Source organism: Methylobacterium sp. J-070, assembly GCF_022829385.1.
Taxonomy (GTDB): domain Bacteria; phylum Pseudomonadota; class Alphaproteobacteria; order Rhizobiales; family Beijerinckiaceae; genus Methylobacterium.
This window is the reverse complement of the sequence record NZ_JAKSXX010000190.1, coordinates 42,827-58,873: the sequence shown is the minus strand read 5'-3', so window position 1 is coordinate 58,873 and position 16,047 is coordinate 42,827. Positions and strand designations below refer to the sequence as shown.

General features: G+C 69.1%; 12 protein-coding genes and 2 pseudogenes. 11 read left to right on the top strand and 3 right to left on the bottom strand.

Going from position 1 to position 16,047, the window contains the following annotated elements:
* Positions 1–4 precede the first annotated feature (4 nt).
* Complete coding sequence (locus tag MKL01_RS20580; protein ID WP_243907055.1) at positions 5–3,199, bottom strand: efflux RND transporter permease subunit; 3,195 nt, start codon at positions 3,197–3,199, stop codon at positions 5–7.
* 747 nt (positions 3,200–3,946) lie between these two features.
* Positions 3,947–4,558, bottom strand: coding sequence for a helix-turn-helix domain-containing protein (locus MKL01_RS20575; RefSeq protein ID WP_243907054.1), 612 nt, complete (start codon positions 4,556–4,558; stop codon positions 3,947–3,949).
* Positions 4,559–4,728: 170 nt separating this feature from the next.
* On the opposite strand from MKL01_RS20575, the gene MKL01_RS20570 reads away from it, so the two are divergent.
* The 6 genes and pseudogenes from MKL01_RS20570 to MKL01_RS36255 all read left to right on the top strand — a co-directional run.
* Positions 4,729–6,057, top strand: coding sequence for an MFS transporter (locus tag MKL01_RS20570; RefSeq protein WP_243907053.1), 1,329 nt, complete (start codon positions 4,729–4,731; stop codon positions 6,055–6,057).
* Between the two features lie 96 nt (positions 6,058–6,153).
* Complete coding sequence (locus MKL01_RS20565; RefSeq protein WP_243907052.1) at positions 6,154–6,546, top strand: Rid family detoxifying hydrolase; 393 nt, start codon at positions 6,154–6,156, stop codon at positions 6,544–6,546.
* Positions 6,543–7,112 carry an MOSC domain-containing protein gene (locus MKL01_RS20560; RefSeq protein WP_243907051.1) on the top strand — a complete coding sequence of 190 codons (570 nt, stop codon included), beginning with the start codon at positions 6,543–6,545 and terminating at the stop codon, positions 7,110–7,112. Before MKL01_RS20565 ends, MKL01_RS20560 begins: the two co-directional genes overlap by 4 nt.
* A 4-nt stretch (positions 7,113–7,116) precedes the next feature.
* Positions 7,117–8,064, top strand: coding sequence for a PDR/VanB family oxidoreductase (locus MKL01_RS20555; protein ID WP_243907050.1), 948 nt, complete (start codon positions 7,117–7,119; stop codon positions 8,062–8,064).
* A 94-nt stretch (positions 8,065–8,158) separates the two neighbouring features.
* A pseudogene (locus MKL01_RS20550) lies at positions 8,159–8,383 on the top strand (MHYT domain-containing protein); the annotation flags it as partial.
* 44 nt (positions 8,384–8,427) lie between these two features.
* Positions 8,428–8,559 (top strand): annotated as a pseudogene (locus MKL01_RS36255) (EAL domain-containing protein); the annotation flags it as partial.
* 759 nt (positions 8,560–9,318) lie between these two features.
* Here the strand turns inward: MKL01_RS36255 and MKL01_RS20540 are convergent.
* Positions 9,319–10,164 carry an IclR family transcriptional regulator gene (locus MKL01_RS20540; RefSeq protein WP_243907049.1) on the bottom strand — a complete coding sequence of 282 codons (846 nt, stop codon included), beginning with the start codon at positions 10,162–10,164 and terminating at the stop codon, positions 9,319–9,321.
* A 416-nt stretch (positions 10,165–10,580) separates the two neighbouring features.
* Between MKL01_RS20540 and MKL01_RS20535 the strand changes: the two genes are divergently transcribed.
* The 5 genes from MKL01_RS20535 to MKL01_RS20515 are packed head-to-tail and all read left to right on the top strand — an operon-like array spanning position 10,581 to position 15,980.
* A complete protein-coding gene (locus tag MKL01_RS20535) occupies positions 10,581–11,594 on the top strand; it encodes an ABC transporter substrate-binding protein (protein WP_243907048.1) in 1,014 nt (337 codons plus the stop codon).
* A gap of 46 nt (positions 11,595–11,640) precedes the next feature.
* Entirely contained in the window at positions 11,641–12,792 is a 1,152-nt protein-coding gene (locus tag MKL01_RS20530) for an acyl-CoA dehydrogenase family protein (RefSeq protein WP_243907047.1), read from the top strand.
* A complete protein-coding gene (locus MKL01_RS20525; protein WP_243907046.1) occupies positions 12,789–13,919 on the top strand; it encodes an acyl-CoA dehydrogenase family protein in 1,131 nt (376 codons plus the stop codon). Before MKL01_RS20530 ends, MKL01_RS20525 begins: the two co-directional genes overlap by 4 nt.
* A 16-nt stretch (positions 13,920–13,935) precedes the next feature.
* Positions 13,936–15,180 (top strand): CaiB/BaiF CoA transferase family protein, encoded by a 1,245-nt coding sequence (locus tag MKL01_RS20520; RefSeq protein ID WP_243907045.1) that lies wholly within the window; start codon positions 13,936–13,938, stop codon positions 15,178–15,180.
* Positions 15,177–15,980, top strand: a complete 804-nt coding sequence (locus MKL01_RS20515; RefSeq protein WP_243907044.1) for an enoyl-CoA hydratase/isomerase family protein — start codon at positions 15,177–15,179, stop codon at positions 15,978–15,980. The genes MKL01_RS20520 and MKL01_RS20515 overlap by 4 nt, the downstream gene beginning before the upstream one ends.
* Positions 15,981–16,047 lie beyond the last annotated feature (67 nt).

The following is a 16,047-nucleotide window of genomic DNA, read 5'->3' as shown; positions in this document are numbered from 1 at the left end:
GGATTCAGGCGGACGGGGACGGGATGGCGTCGGTCGCGGAGTGAGATGACGGGCCGGGCGCGGCTGCACCGACGCGGCGGGGCCGGCCGTGCACGATGCTGAAGACCACCGGCACGAAGAACAGCGTCGCCAATGTGGCGAAGAGCAGGCCACCGATGACGGCACGGCCGAGCGGCGCGTTCTGACCGGGCTCGATCGCCATCGGCGCCATGCCGATGATCATCGCGAGTGCGGTCATCATCACAGGCCTTAGGCGCGTCGCCCCGGCCGCCAGGGCGGCCTCGATCGCCGTGCGGCCGGCGCGGAGCTGCTCGCGGGCGAAGCTGATGACCAGGATCGAGTTGGCGGTGGCTACGCCCATGCACATGATCGCCCCGGTCAGCGCCGGGACGGAGACGTGCGTGTGGGTGGCAAACAGCATCCACACGATACCGGCCAGCGCGGCCGGCAGCGCCATCACGATGACGAACGGGTCGACCCAGGATTGGAAGTTGATGACGATGAGCAGGTAGATGAGCACGATCGAGAACGCGAGGCCGACCAGCAACTGCTGGTAGGCGTTGGCCATCGTGACCGCCTGCCCGCGCACCATGACGGTCGACCCTTTCGGCAGGTCTCCGCGCGTGTCGTCGATGGCCCGCTGGATATCCGCCGCGACGCTCCCGAGGTCGCGGTCCTGTGTCGTCGCCAGGATGTTGACGGTGCGCGCGATGTTGTAGTCCGTTACGACGGCACTCAGCGGCTCGGGCGTGACGGTCGCGAGGCCGCCCAGGAGCTGATCCGAGCGCGCCGCGGTAATCGGCAGGTTGTTGAGATCGCCCAGCGTGTCGATGGCGTATTGCGGCGTCTGGACCGAGACCGGGTACGAGACGCCGTTGCGTGGATCGAGCCAGTAGGTCGGAGCGGTCTGCGTGCTGCCCGAGAGGCTGGCCTGGATGCTCTGGGCGGCATCGCCTTCGGTGAGGCCGACGACACCGGCCAGCGCACGGTTGAAGTCCACCCTCAGCGCGGGGTTCTTCGACTGCTCCTGGATCCGGGCGTCGGCGACCCCCGCCACCCGGCGGACCCGCGCCAGCAGCTTGTTGGCGTAGGTGCGTCCGCCCTCGACGTCAGCGCCGGCCACCTGCACGTCCAGGGCGGCCGGCGAGCCGAAGTTGAGGATCTGGCTGACGATGTCGGCCGGCAGGAACGAGAAGGTCATGCCCGGGAAGTCCTGCTGCAGCCGCTCGCGCAAGACCCGGGTCAGCGCGGCCGTGGACGGCCCTTCTCCCTCGTTCAACGTCACCAGCATGTCGGCGTCGAAGGTGCCGATGGTGCCGCTGTTGCCATACGAGATGTTGATGCCGCTGATCGGCAGTCCGATATTGTTGACGACGCTGGCTACGCGGTCCCGCGGGATCAGGGCGCGCACCCGTCCCTCGACCCGCCCGGTCAGGGCCGTCATCTCCTCGATACGTGTACCCGTCGGAGCCCGCAGGTGGATGCGCAGCGCGCCCGCATCAACGTCGGGGAAGAAGTCGCGTCCGAGATAGGGAACGAGGCCGAACGATACGGCGACCACCGTGAGGAAGCCGACGGCAAACAGCTTCCGGTGCGACAGCGCCAGGGCGAGAAGGCCGAGATAGCCTTGGCGCAAGGCTTCGAAGCGGCGCTCGAAGCCACGCTGGAAACGCGCGAAGGTCCCGGGGCGCACGTCCGCGGCATCACCGTGCGCATGTTCGGTCAGCAGGTAGCGGGCCAGCGTCGGCACCAACGTGTACGTGAGGCCGTAGGACGCGATCATCGCGAACACCACCGCCATCGCCAGCGGCCGGAACAGAAAGCCGGCGACGCCGCCCAGCGCCAGCAGCGGTACGAAGGCGATGCAGATGCAGAAGAGGGCGATGGTAGCCGGCGGCATGATCTCCTGCGCGCCGCGGGTGATCGCCGTGACGATATCCTCGCCAAACTCCTCCATGTGCCGGTTGATGTTCTCGATCGTCACGGTGGCGTCGTCGACCAGGATGCCCACCGCGAGCGCGAGGCCGCCGAGCGTCATGACGTTGATGGTCTGCCCGAGCACCGAGAGGGCGATCAGCGAGCATAGAACTGCGAGCGGAATCGACACCGTGATGATCAGCGTCGACCGCCAGCTTCCCAGAAACACCAGGATCATCAGGCCGGTCAGCGCTGCGGCGATGATGCCCTCGCGCACGACCGCCACCACGGACTCGCGCACGAAGCCCGACTGATCGGCTACGTATTTGAGATCGACGCCGGCCGGCAGCGTTGCCTGGATGGTCGGTATCCGGGCCTTCACGCCGGCGATGATGTCGAGGGTCGAGGCGTTGCCGATCTTCAGGATCGACATCAGCACGCCCTTCTTGCCGTCGAGCTGAACGACGTTGGTTTGCGGCGGCGAGCCGTTGCGGACGTGGGCGACGTCGCGCATGAACACCACGGCGCCGTCCACGACCTTGACCGGCAGATCGTTGAACGCCTCGATCGTCTTCGGCGAGTCATTGAGATCAACGATCCACTCGTAGGTGCCGATCTTCTGGGTTCCGACCGGAGTGATCAGGTTCTGCCGAGCCAGCGCCGCGCCGACATCCGCCGCCGAGAGGCCGTGAGCGTGGAGCGCCGACTGATCGAGGTCGATCTGCACCTGCCGCGCCGCGCCGCCGTAGGCGTAGGGAAGCTGGGCCCCCGGGATCGTGGTGAGCTGAGGCCTGATGAAGTTCTGGGCCAGGTCGTTCAGGGCCGACTGCGAGAGGGTGTCGCTCGACAGGGCGAGCTGGATGATCGGCACGCTCGACGCGTTGTAGGCGAGCATCAGGGGTGGCGTGATCCCGGGCGGCAGCTGCTTGAGCTGTGTCTGAGAGATCGCGGTGACCTGCGCCTGAGCGGCTGTGATGTCGACGTTGGGCTGGAAGTAGATCTTCACGATCCCGTAGCCAGGGACCGATTGCGACTCGATGTGCTCGATGTCGTTGACGGTGGTGGTGAGCGAGCGCTCGAAGACCGAGACGATGCGGCCGGACATGTCCTCCGGCGGAAGGCCGGTATACTGCCAAACGACACTGATGACGGGAATACCGATACTTGGGAAGATATCGGTTGGTGTCCGAAATATCGACATGACCCCGAAAATCAGCATCAGGATCGACATCACGATGAAGGTGTAGGGTCGAAGCAGAGCCAGTCGGACGATCGCCGCCATTGCCTTACATCTGCCGTGTTAGATGCGCGCGCTCGGACCGCGGGCCGTGAACGCCAGCATATCGCATAATGCATTCATCGGGCCAGTGCGGCAATTTGATGGTCTTCCTGCCAGGGACGCTTTGGAAATATTGAGAAACAATCCGGAAATACGGTTCTGATCAGATATATATTTCCTGACGACGGCACTTTTAGAGGATCTGCCGGCGAGCGTGACATCTGTCAGGGGATGAGGCAGGGTGAACGATATCGCCATCACCAGCAGCGATGCCCTGCGCTGCAGGCATCGCTGCGTGGAAAGCATCGCGGTATGCGATGATCCTCGCCGAGACCAGTAGACATCCTGGCTCAAGCCTCGCGAAGGCGTGATGCGGAACGACGGCCTGCGGGCAATGCCGCTATTGGATTCCGTCAGGCGAGCCCCGCAGGGTATGGCGGCGGCAATTGGATCGACGCGATGCCGGTCGTCGCGGCGGCGCGAGGCGGTGACGGGCCGAAGATTCGAGGTGGGCGCAGCCCGACGTGCGATCTGGCCTGAGCCAATGCCCGCTTCGGAGAGGCCGGCGTCTGCCGAATGTCCGTGACGGGCGCGAAGCGGCCGGCGGGAGGTGATCTGTTTCAGTCTGGCTACCCTGGGGCCAGGAGAGCGGTGGACCGGACGGCAATGCCGTCTCTGACCGCCGTGTGGCGGTCCGGGTCGTTCCAGCCACGCTCCAACCGATCGAAGCCGAGTTACGCCAGCAGAGGCTCAGCGTAGTCGCGTCGCATCGATGACCAAGAAATACTGGCACGCGTCCGACCCGAGATTGGTGAAGGCGTGCCCCGCATCGGCCTCGAAATACAGGCTGTCGCCCTCCTCGACGATTACCGCGCGGTCGCCGATCGTGGCGCGAAGGCGCCCCTTCAGCACGAAGATGTATTCCGACACGCCGCGGCGGTGGGCGACGAACTCTCCCGTGGTGGCGCCCGCGGGGAGCGTGTTGAGCACCCAGTCGATCCCGCGTCCGGGCAAAACCGGAGAGAGGCACCGGCGCAGGAAGCCTGAAGCCTCGTCACGCAAGACCGGCTGGCGGGACGCCGGGATCAGCAGCACCTCGAGTTCGGTGGCTGGCGCCATCAGCCGCGAGAAGGTCACGCCCAGCGCCTCGGCAAGGCGCGAGAGAACCGCCGTCGACGGGACGGCCTCGCCGCGCTCGATCTTCGAGATCATCGAGCGACTGACCCCCGATACGGCCGCCAGCGCTTCAAGCGAGAGATCGCGCTCCCGCCGTCTGCGCCGGATCTCCTCGGCGAGCACCTGGATCTGAGAGCGCGCTTCGGCCTCGATCTGGACACGTCGTACCTCTGTCGTGACCGTCATGCGCGTTTCGTCCTGGTCCTCCGGCTGGCGCGTCATCCCTGGGCGCCGGGGCTGGTTGCGGGGTGCTTAGCATAGGTCGCGCGGTGGCGCCCGCGCGACCATCACCCCTGTTGGCATGTCCCTTGTATCGTGCGGAGTGGAAATTCATCTCGAAAAGTGGATGCCCGCGCATGCTCGACGCCGCACTGCCGTTGGATACGACACGGATCGCCGAGCCTGATGCGGTGACGCTCGCGGACAGACGCCAGATCGTCTGGTCGAGCGTCATCGGCACCACCGTCGAATGGTACGACTTCCTGATCTACGGCACGGCCAGCGCCCTCGTCTTCAACAAGCTGTTCTTCCCCAGCATCGACCCCGTGGTCGGCACCATCGCGGCGTTCGGCTCCTACGCCGTCGGGTTCCTCGCCCGCCCCCTGGGCGGGGCCGTCTTCGGGCATTTCGGCGACCGGATCGGGCGCAAGGCGATGCTGTCGCTGACGCTGATGATCATGGGGCTCGGCACTTTCCTGATCGGGTGTCTGCCGACCTACGGACAAATCGGCATCCTCGCGCCGATCCTGCTCGTGGCCCTGCGCCTCGTCCAGGGCATCGGCATCGGCGGCGAGTGGGGCGGAGCCGTGCTGATGGTGGTGGAGAGCGTGCCGCCGGACCGCCGCGGGTTCTTCGGGAGCGTCGTCCAGCTCGGCTACCCGATCGGCGTGATCCTCTCGATCGGCGCGTTCGCGCTGACCGGCCTGATGCCCGAGGCGGCGTTCCTGTCGTGGGGCTGGCGCGTCCCCTTCCTGGCGAGCGCACCCCTCGTCGGGGTCGGCCTGTTCATCCGCCTGCGGCTCCATGAAACGCCCGCGTTCCGGCGGATCAAGGAGCAGGCGGTGACGGCGCGGCTGCCGGTCATGGAGATCCTCACCGAGCATCCCGGCATGTTCCTGAAGGCTGTCGGGCTCAAGGTCTCCGAGATCGCCTACGTGAGCGTCGTCACCGTCTTCTCGATCTCCTACGTCACCGGCCAGCTCGGCCTGTCACGGGGCGTGATCCTGAACGGCATCCTGGTTGCCGCCGTCATCGAACTCTTCACGATCCCCGTCTTCGGCTATCTGTCCGACCGCTACGGGCGCAAGACGTTGTTCATCGCCGCCTGCCTGTTCTCGATCGCCTTCGCATTCCCGATGTTCAAACTCCTGGACACGCGCGACCCGACGATCATCACCCTGACCGTCGCGGTGGCCCTGAGCTTCGGGCAAGGCATCATGTTCGGGACCGGGGCCGCGTGGATGTCCGAACTGTTCGATGCCCGCTTGCGCTACAGCGGTGCATCCCTCGGTTTCCAGGTGGGCGCGGCGCTGAGCGGCGGCTTCACACCGCTGATCGCCGCAGCCTTGCTGGCCTGGAGCGGCGGAGCGACATGGCCGATCTCCGCCTACCTGATTGCGCTCGCCTGCGTGACGCTCGTGGCGACCTTCGCGGCACCGGAGACAGCCCGCAGGCGGATCGGCTGAACGGTCCCGCACAATCCGAAGACACGCTTTAACCGGTGGACGTGCATCCACTACAATGGAATGATGTCGGACGCCTCACGCGATAGGAAGACGGATTTGAACAGGATCATCATCGCCACGGAGGCGGCGGCTCCGGCCGTCGGCCCCTACGCCCAAGCGACCCGCGTCGGCGACCTCGTCTTCGCTTCGGGACAGCTGCCGATCGATCCGGAAACCGGAACGTTTCCGGAGGGCATCGAAGCGCAGACGCGCCGCTCGCTGGCCAACCTCGTTGCCGTGCTGGAGGCCGGAGGCGCCAGCCTCGCGAGCGTCGCCAAAACCACCGTGTTCCTGAAGGACATGAACGATTTCGCCGCGATGAACGCCGTCTATGCCGAGCACTTCCCCGGCGCGGCGCCGGCGCGCTCGACGGTCGAGGTGGCGCGCCTGCCTCGCGACGCGCTGGTCGAGGTCGAGGCGATCGCGTTGGCGACCGGGCCGGCCCGATGAGCGCGACATCCGCACCGCGCCATGTTGAAGCCTTCGCGCACGCGGTCGGCTCGGTGGCGGCCGGCGTGCCCGGAGGGGCGACCGGCTGGCACGGCACGCTGCTCAACATCCACATCGCGCCGGCGGCGAGTTACGAGATGGAGGAGCTGGCCGAGGCCCACTGCGTCGCCGGCCGCGGCATCGAGGGCGATCGCTACTTCCTCGGGACGGGGACCTACTCGCCCAAGCCGGACACCCGCGAGGTGACTCTGATCGAGCAGGAGGCACTCGATGCCCTCGCGCGCAACGATCCGCCGCTCCAGGGCGGCCCCATCCATCTCGCACCCATCGATCACCGCCGGAATCTCACCGTGCGCGGCGTGCCGCTCAATCATCTCGTCGGCCGCAGATTCCAGGTCGGTGAGGTGATCCTGCGCGGCGGGCGCCTGAACTTCCCGTGCAAGTATCTGGAGGAACTCCTCGGGCAGCCGGTCTATCTGCCGCTCTACAACCGCTCCGGCCTGAATTGCGGGATCGAGCGCGGCGGGATCATCCGCCCGGGCGATTCGATCACGCTGTTGGATTGAAGCCATGTCCGCCCGCATCGTCATGAAGCTGACGGTCGTAGAGGCCGTCGCCACGACGCCGGAGGTCGTGCGCCTGACCTTTGCCCACCCGCAGCGTCCCGAACTGCCGGCTTGGGAGCCTGGCGCGCATGTCGATCTGCGTCTGCCAGATGGTCGCACGCGCCAATACTCGCTGTGCGGCGATCCGGCCGACCGGAGCCGGTATGTCCTGGCGATCAAGCGCGAGGATGCGGGCCGGGGCGGCTCGCTGTGGACGCATCACAATCTCACCCCGGGCGCCGTCGCGCACGTGTCCCATCCGCGCAACAACTTCGGTCTGGCCGTCGGGGCACGGCGCCATGTCCTGATCGGCGGCGGAATCGGCGTGACGCCCCTCGCCGCCATGGCCCGGTATCTCAGCGCGCGCGGTGCCGACTTCAACCTTCATCTGTGCGCGCGCTCCGCCGAGCATGCGCCGCTGCTGCCCGAGCTGCAGGCCCTCTGCGGCGACCGGCTCCGCTGCTGGTTCTCGTCGGAGGGGTCGCGCTTCGACGCCGCGGCGCTCGGTGCGTCTGAGGCCGGCGTTCATGTCTATGCCTGCGGGCCCCAGAGGCTCACCGACGCCGTGCAGGCCACGCTGGAGGCCGGAGGCTGGCCGGCTGAGCAGGTGCATGTCGAGCACTTCGCGCCGATGGCCGACGAGACCTACAAGCCCGAACCCTTCGATGCGCGGATCGCCTCGACAGGGGCGGTCGTTCACGTCCCCGCGGATGTCTCGCTGCTCGAGATCCTGCGCCGGCACGGCTTCGCGATGCCCTCGTCCTGCGAGATCGGCGTGTGCGGCTCCTGCGAGTGCGGCTACCAGGACGGCACCGTGATCCATCGCGACGTCGTGCTGCCGGTCGCCAAACGCCAGGACCGGATGATGCCCTGCGTCTCCCGCGCCCGGGTGAACGTCACGCTCGACCTCTAGGGGTCCACTGCCGATGCCATAAAGTCCCAGGCACCGCGCCCCGATCGCCGGCGCGACGAATGCGCTCCCCGCGCCGCGGCTGGCTCGGGCACCTATGCTCCAGGTCGTCGGCTGCTTCACCGGCTCACATGATTTTTGGTTGGTCGGGCTGGCAGCCGTCCTGTGCGCGCTCGCCGCGACCGCTTGCATCGAGTTGCTGCGTCATGCGCGCAAAGCGTCCCGGCGCATGCGCGCGATCTGGCTCAGCGTTGCCACCCTGGCCGGGGGCTCCGGCATCTGGGCCACGCACTTCATCGCCATGCTGGCGTTCGAGCCCGGTCTGCCGAGCGCCTATCACATCGGCCTGACCAGCCTCTCGCTCGTCGGCTGGAGATCGAGATCACCGAGACGGCCCTCATCCGGGATCCGGCTCGGGCGCAATCGACCCTACGCCCGTTGAAGGCTCTCGGCGTGCGCATTGCCATGGACGATTTCGGCACGGGCTACTCGTCGCTCCACGACGGCGAACTCGAACTCGCGATGATGACCACCCCGGCACGCGCGCCGGCGCCGACTGCTGCGGCCTTCATTGAAAACCCCGCCACGCAGAAACGACCGGAGCAAGCTCGGCCCGCGATCCGCGCACGCGCTGCCGCCTGACGCACCTCGCGACGATTGGCACAAGACGCCTCGAGCCTGAGACAACTCAATGTCGCCGGCTCGGGGCGATGATGGTGGACATCTGCGCGCGCGGCAGCGACCCACCCATGCACGTACATCCTGCGGTTCTGCCCTGTTAGCGCCCCGCGCAAGTGTTTGAAACCGGGTGGCCCGCGTCCCCACGGTTCCACGCACAAACGGGCTGATCCGCAACCGACGAGCTGTAGTTCAGCCCCGCCATAACAACCGCCCGCCCCGGCCGAGCTGTCGCCGCCAGCGAAATGCGCAACGCACATTCGTTCAGACCGCCTCGAGCCTTCGACACCGCGACGGATCACCGATGGCGTTATGTCCTTGGGTGGCCATCGACGGATCCGAGAACGAACCTTTCCACGCGGGCATAGGCACGTCGGCTGCAGGCGAAGGCGCTGTGCGGGTTGCAGGTTGAGATTCCGGCTTTGAAGCCGGCGCCGGCGGGACAGCGGACGTTGGTGGCCCGACGCCCCGGTCTGGCGAGCTCGCCGAACGACCGTTCGAGCTGGTCGCGACCTGCGATCGACCTCCGGGTTGCCCTGTTCCGGGGATCAGCTTGTCGGACCCAGCCGCGCAAACGGTTCAATCGGCAGGGACGAGAAATCGCGCGATCGCGTCCTGGATGATCGCCACGATCTGCGCCTCCCGCCGCTCCACATCGGCGAGCACGCCTGAGATCGCGACGGCGAGGGGCCGGCCTCGTTTGTCGATGCGTTTCGGCAGAGGCACCGCAATCGATCCGGCGCCCGGCGTGACGAGGCCGCGGGAGAAGAAGTAGCCCGCCTGCCGCACCCGTGCGAGGTTGGCCAGCACGTCCGAGATCGGGATCGGAGACTGTTCGGGCGAAGCCTCCGCGTTCGTGCGGCGCACGAGCGGACCGATCTCGCAATCCGGGTTCCCGGCCAGCAGCGCGGTGCCGGTCGCCGACCAGACCACCAGGCGGCGCGTGCCGGGCGGGACGTGGAAGCGCATCGCGGAGCGGGCCTGCAGCACGTGAACGTACTGCGAGAAGATGGCGTTGCGCGCGGCCAGGATCACCGTGTCGCCCGTGCGCTCGGACAGGTGCTCGAGCATGCGCACCAGGCTACCGTCGCGCACCGGCCCCTTGTCCAGCCACGCGCCGAGCAGCGCGACGCGCGGTGACGGCAGGAAGGTGCGGCTTGCCGCGTCGTAGTCGAGGTACCCGAGCTGGGCGAGGCTCTTCAGGAGCATCGAGGTCGAGGATTGCGGGAAGCTCAAGCGCTCGGCGATCTCCGAGACCCGGGCCTCGCGCTGAAGCTCGTCGAACAGCTCCAGGATCTGCAGCACGCGGCCCGCCGACTTCACGAAAGCCAAGGAGGGGCCGACCGCATCGGCACCGACCGAGAGGTCCGTGCCCGAAGCCGCGTCGGCCCTGTCCGAAGGGGAGAAGCCGCCGGACTCAGGCACGCCCGTATCCCGGCCCATCGTACGACGAGGTGGCAAACAGCTTCGAACGCGACGTCTGCGCCCCCCGTAGCCCCCGCGGCCGCGGACAGCCCGGCGATCGCCCGAGGCGTCCACGCGTCGCGGTTTCATGGCATCCGCGGGGAAATCCCAAGGCGTGTCCTCGATCCTCGTGACTGGAGCGCCGGCCGCCGAGGCTGGCTGCCGCTGGGGATGCGTCGCCGCAGGGGCGCTCAGCGAACGTATAGCGCGGCCCGTCCATCGCGTCATCACAGATGTGATATTGCTCAACAGATCCACGATGACAGTTGAAGCCTGATCCCGGCTCTGCCCTATTCTCAGGCGAACGTCGGGCGGTGATGCCGACCGGACGTGCCGAGACCGCGCGACAGGGGCGGCTCCGCTCGGGAGGGATGCCGATGCTGATCCGCCTCGCGGCCGTCGCCGCACGTCTCATGGCTGTCGCGCTACTGCTGCTCTCCGCGTCCGGCGGACCGACCCGCGCCGAGACGAACGCGGTCCGCATCGGCCTGCAATACGGGCTCGTCTACCTGCCGGTGATGATCGCGCAGAGCGAGGGCCTGTTCGACAAGCGCGCCAAGGCGGCCGGCCTCGACGGGTTATCGGTCACGCTGATCCGCTTCAGCGGCTCGACGGCGATGAACGACGCGCTGCTCTCCGACAGCGTCGAACTCGGCACCCTCGGCGCGGCCGGTGCCCTGATCGCCTGGGACAAGACGCGCGGCCGCCAGCAGATCAAGAGCCTGTGCGCGCTCACCTCCGTCGTCTACACGCTGTTTACCGGCAAGCCGGGCGTGACCGCGCTGAAGGACTTCACCTTCGGCGACAAGGTCGCGGTCCCGGCCTTCAATTCGCCGCAGGCGATCCTGCTGCGCGTGGCAGCGGTCCGGCAGCTCGGTGACCCGGCCAAGGCGGATACGCTGATGGTGAGCCTGCCCCATCCCGACGCCACCGCGGCCATGCGCGCCGGGCAAGGGATCGCCGGCTACTTCTCGACGCCACCGTTCACGCAGGTGCTGCGGGCGGATCCCAAGCTCCATGCGATCATGACCTCCACCGGCTTGATCGACGACGGCGACCCCACCGCCGCGACCCTGAACGCCAAGCAGGGCTTCGTCGACGCCAATCCGAGGGTGGCGCAGGCGATCCTCGCCGGCATCGAGGACGCGGTCGCGCTGATCCGCAGCGATCCGAAGCGGGCGGCCGCGATCTACCTGGCCTCCGAACAGGTGCAGATCGATCAGGCGCAGGTCGAGGCGACTCTCAACGACGGGTCCCTCGCCTACGGGGTGGCCCCGAAAGGCATGGTCAATCTCGCCAAGGCGATGGCCGCGCAGGGGTTCCTGCGCAAGGTGCCGACCGACTGGCAGGAGATCTTCTTCCCGACGCTCAAGGACCGCGACGGGAGCTGAGCGAGCCACGCGCGCGGCCGCCGATCCCACAGACCACGGAGCATCGATGCAGAGCTTTCGCTTCAGCGCCGAAAAGCTGCCGGCCGAGGCCGAGGCGGCCCGCGCGGCCGTCCGCGCCTTCCTCGACAGTGAGGTGGAGGCCGCGCGCTTCGTGCCGCACCGGACCTCGTGGACGACCTTCGACGCCGCCTTCAGCCGGCGCGCCGGGGCGGCCGGGTTCATCGGCCTGACCATGCCGGAAGCCTATGGCGGCCACGCCTGCTCCGGGCTCGTCCGGTTCGTGGTCACGGAGGAGATGCTGGCGGCCGGCGCGCCCTGCGGCGCGCACTGGATCGCCGACCGCCAGTCCGGACCGCAGATCCTGCGGCACGGGACCGAGTCGGCCAAGCGGGCGATCCTGCCGCGGATCTGCCGGGGGGAATGCGCCTTCGGCATCGGCATGAGCGAGCCGAACTCGGGCTCGGACCTCGCCGCCGTGCGCACCCGCGCGGTGCGCGACGGCGACGATTGGGTGATCAACGGCTCGAAGATCTGGACGACGAACGCCCATCAGGTCGATTACCTGCTCGCCCTGGTGCGGACCGGCGAGCCTGGACCGGACCGGCACGGCGGCCTCACCCAGTTCATCATCGACATGGCGGCGCCCGGGGTCACGGTGCGACCGATCCTCGACCTGTCGGGCCATCACGAGTTCAACGAGGTGTTCTTCACCGACTACCGCGTCCCGGACGCCATGATGGTCGGCGTGGAGGGGGCGGGCTGGGAACTCGTCACGGAGGAGCTCGCCTTCGAGCGCTCGGGGCCCGACCGCTTCCTGTCGGACTACCGGCTGCTGGTCGAGCTCGTCGACCGGATCGGGCCGGAGCCCGACCGCTTCCAGGCGGTCGAGACCGGCCGCATGGTGGCCCAGCTCACCGCCCTTCTCGGCATGTCGGCCTCGGTGGCCCGGCTCCTCGACCAAGGCATCGTGCCCGGCGTCGAGGCGGCGCTCGTGAAGGATGTCGGCAACAGCTTCGAGCGTGCGGTGCCGGAGATCGCCCGGCGGCTCGTGCCGGTCGAGCCGAGCCTCACCGCGCAGGGCGAGGCGTTCCGCGAGGCGCTCGGCGGCGTGACCCTGCGGGCGCCGTCCTTCACCCTGCGGGGCGGCACCCGGGAGGTGCTGCGCGGCGTGATCGCCCGGGGGCTGGGCTTGCGATGAACACGACCGACCACGCGCAGGACGGGTCGGCCGACGAGGTCGCCGGCATCGTCCTCGACCAATTCGAGCGGCTGCTGGCTCAGCATCTCTCCCCGCACGTGCTGGCGGCCTGCGACGGGGCCGTGGGCGGCGCGGCCTGGCCCGCGGATCTCTGGAGGGCGCTGGCCGACAGCGGTCTGCCGCTCGCCCTGGTGCCCGAGGCCGCCGACGGGATCGGCCTGGAGGCCAGTACGGCCGCCCGTCTGATCCGGCGCTGCGGGCAGGCGGCGCTCCCGCTGCCGCTCCCCGAGACCATCGTGGGCGCGGCGCTCTGGGCGGCGGCCGGCGGCGGCGCACTGGACGGCGCCCTCACCCTGGTCCCGGCCGGCAGCCCCGTGCGGATCACGCAGCGGGCCGACGGCTTCGTCCTCGACGGGCGGACCGCGCAGGTGCCCTGGGGCGGTTCGGTCGCGGTCCTGCTCGTCGACGCGATCGACGCCGCGGGCGTCCGCCACCTCGTGCGGATCCGGGCGCCGGGCACGGTGCGCGACACGCGCCACAACCTCGCGGGCGAGCCGCGCGACGCCCTCGACCTGACGGGCTGCGCCGTCGCGGCCGCCGACGTGCGAACCGTGCCGGACTGGATCGTGGAGGGCGGTGTCGGCTCGGTGGCGGCGGCCGGCGCCTTTGCGCGCGCGCAACAGATGGTCGGCGCGATGGAGACCTGCCTCGCCTCGGCCCTCGATCACGTCCGCGAACGGCAGCAGTTCGGGCGTCCGCTCGCCAAGTTTCAGGCGATCCAGCACATGCTGGCTGAGGCCGCGGGCCACGTCGCGGCGGCGACCGCCTCGGCCGATCTCGCCGCCGCGTGCTGGGGCGACCCGCGCTTCGTCCTCGCGACCGCGATCGCCAAGGCGCGCTGCGGCGAGGCGGCCGGCCACGTCGCCGAGATCTGCCACCAACTCCATGGGGCGATGGGCTTCACCCAGGAGCACCCGCTGCACCGCGCGACGCGGCGCCTGTGGTCCTGGCGGGACGAGTTCGGCTCCGATGCCCTGTGGCAGGAATGGATCGGGCGCGCGGTCTGCGCCGGCGGCGGCGCGGCCCTGTGGCCGATGCTGGTGCGGCTGCGGGCGGGCGCGGGCTGAGATGGGAGAGCGTTGCGTGCCGGATCACTCCGCCGAGACGAAGGCCGGTCCCCTGGCGGGCGTGCGGATCGTGGACCTCACCAGCGTGATCATGGGGCCCTCGGCCACGCACATCCTGGCCGATCTCGGCGCCGACGTGATCAAGATCGAGACCCCGGAGGGCGACTCCTTCCGCCACTATCGGCCCGCCCGGGGCGCCGGGATGGGCGGCAACTTCCTGCACCTCAACCGCAACAAGCGCAGCGTCCGGCTCGACCTGAAGCGGACCGCCGCGCGCGCCGCCCTCGACCGGCTGATCGCCACGGCCGACGTCTTCGTGCACTCGATGCGGCCCGACGCGATCCTGCGCCTGGGCTACGGCTACGAGCGGGTCCGCGCGCTCAAGCCCGAGATCATCTTCTGCGGCGCCTACGGGTTCGGGGCCGAGGGCCCCTACGCCCACAAGGCAGCCTACGACGACCTGATCCAGGCGGGCTCCGGCCTCGCCGCCCTCCAGGCCGCCGCCACCGGCCAGCCCGGTTACCTGCCCACCGTGCTCTGCGACAAGATCGCCGGCCAGGCCATCGCCTGCGCGATCCTGGCCGCGCTCTACGAGCGCCGGGCCGGCGGCGGCGGGCAGGCGGTCGAGGTGCCGATGTTCGAGACGATGGTCGAGTTCAACTTCGTCGAGCACATGGTCGGCTACGCCTTCGATCCGCCGCTGGGGCCTCCGGGGTTCAACCGGGTGCTCAGCCCGAAGCGCAAGCCCTACCGCACCCGCGACGGCTACGCCTGCATCCTGCCCTACTCCGACCGGAACTGGCGCGACTTCTTCATCCACACCGGTCGGCTCGAGTTCGTGGACGACCCGCGCTTCACGCCGCTCGCCGTGCGGGTGGAGAACATCGCGGTCCTGTACGCGCTGGTGGAGGAGGAGGCGCCGCGCAGGACCACGGCCGAGTGGGTGGCGTTCTGCGACTCGGTGAGCATCCCGTGCATGCCGGTCCTCGAGCTGGAGGACCTGCCCGAGGATGCGCACCTGAAGGCCGTGGGCTTCTTCGGCACCGCCGAGCATCCGAGCGAGGGACGCTACCGCACCATGCGCCGGCCGGTCTCGTTCAGCGGCAGCCGCTTCGCGATCCGCCGCCACGCCCCCAGGCTCGGCGAGCACACCGCCGAGGTGCTGGAGGAGGCGGGCCTCGATCCGGTCGAGATCGCCGCCCTCACCCGGGAGGGGGCCGCGCCGGACCCCTCCACGCAACCCGAGGAGACCGCCCGATGACGCTTGAGGCCGAGACCCGCGGTGCGGGGGAGGACCTGCTGTTCTCCGTCGCGGAGGGCGTGGCGACCATCACGCTGAACCGGCCCGAGCGGAAGAACGCCTTCACCTTCCCGATGATCGAGGCCTGGACGGCGGCGCTCCAGCGCTGCCGCACGGACGAGGCGGTCCGCGTCGTCGTCGTGACCGGCGCGGGCCCGGCCTTCTGCAGCGGCGGCGACATCGTCGAGATGGGCGAGCGCCTCGACCAGCCGCCGGCGCGGCGCAAGGAGGAACTCCACGGGCGGATCCAGCGCATCCCGCTGGCGCTCGAGGATCTCGACAAGCCGGTCATCGCGGCGCTGAACGGCGTGGCCACGGGGGCTGGGCTCGACCTCGCGCTGATGTGCGACCTGCGCTACGCCGCGCGCAGTGCCCGCTTCGCCGAGACCTACGTCCGGGTCGGGCTGGTGCCCGGGGCCGGGGGCGCCCACTTCCTGCCCCGCCTCGTCGGCACCGCGAAGGCGCTGGAGCTGTTCTTCACCGGCGACTTCGTCGATGCGGAGGAGGCCCTGCGGATCGGTCTCGTCAACGGCGTCCACGACGACGCGGCCCTGATGCCGGCGGTCGAGGCGCTAGCCCGCCGGATCGCGAAGGCGCCGCCGCTCACGCTGAGCCTGATCAAGCGCGCGGTCTATCAGGGCATGCGCAACGACCTGCGCACCAATCTCGATCTGATCTCGTCGCATTACGCGGTCATCACCGCCACGCCCGAGCATCGGGATGCGGTGCAGGCGTTCATCGGCGGACGCGGCAAGCCGTGACGACGGGCGGATGCCGGAACGCCGGCGGGGGGCGCACCGGTAGGGCGGGTTTCAAGGCCACCGACGT

Bases quoted from the DNA above. Each gene is read 5' to 3' on its own strand.
- MKL01_RS20580 (WP_243907055.1), bottom strand. From the start codon at position 3,199: ATGGCGGCGATCGTCCGACTGGCTCTGCTTCGACCCTACACCTTCATC.
- MKL01_RS20575 (WP_243907054.1), bottom strand. From the start codon at position 4,558: ATGACGGTCACGACAGAGGTACGACGTGTCCAGATCGAGGCCGAAGCG.
- MKL01_RS20570 (WP_243907053.1), top strand. From the start codon at position 4,729: ATGCTCGACGCCGCACTGCCGTTGGATACGACACGGATCGCCGAGCCT.
- MKL01_RS20560 (WP_243907051.1), top strand. From the start codon at position 6,543: ATGAGCGCGACATCCGCACCGCGCCATGTTGAAGCCTTCGCGCACGCG.
- MKL01_RS20555 (WP_243907050.1), top strand. From the start codon at position 7,117: ATGTCCGCCCGCATCGTCATGAAGCTGACGGTCGTAGAGGCCGTCGCC.
- MKL01_RS20535 (WP_243907048.1), top strand. From the start codon at position 10,581: ATGCTGATCCGCCTCGCGGCCGTCGCCGCACGTCTCATGGCTGTCGCG.
- MKL01_RS20530 (WP_243907047.1), top strand. From the start codon at position 11,641: ATGCAGAGCTTTCGCTTCAGCGCCGAAAAGCTGCCGGCCGAGGCCGAG.
- MKL01_RS20525 (WP_243907046.1), top strand. From the start codon at position 12,789: ATGAACACGACCGACCACGCGCAGGACGGGTCGGCCGACGAGGTCGCC.
- MKL01_RS20515 (WP_243907044.1), top strand. From the start codon at position 15,177: ATGACGCTTGAGGCCGAGACCCGCGGTGCGGGGGAGGACCTGCTGTTC.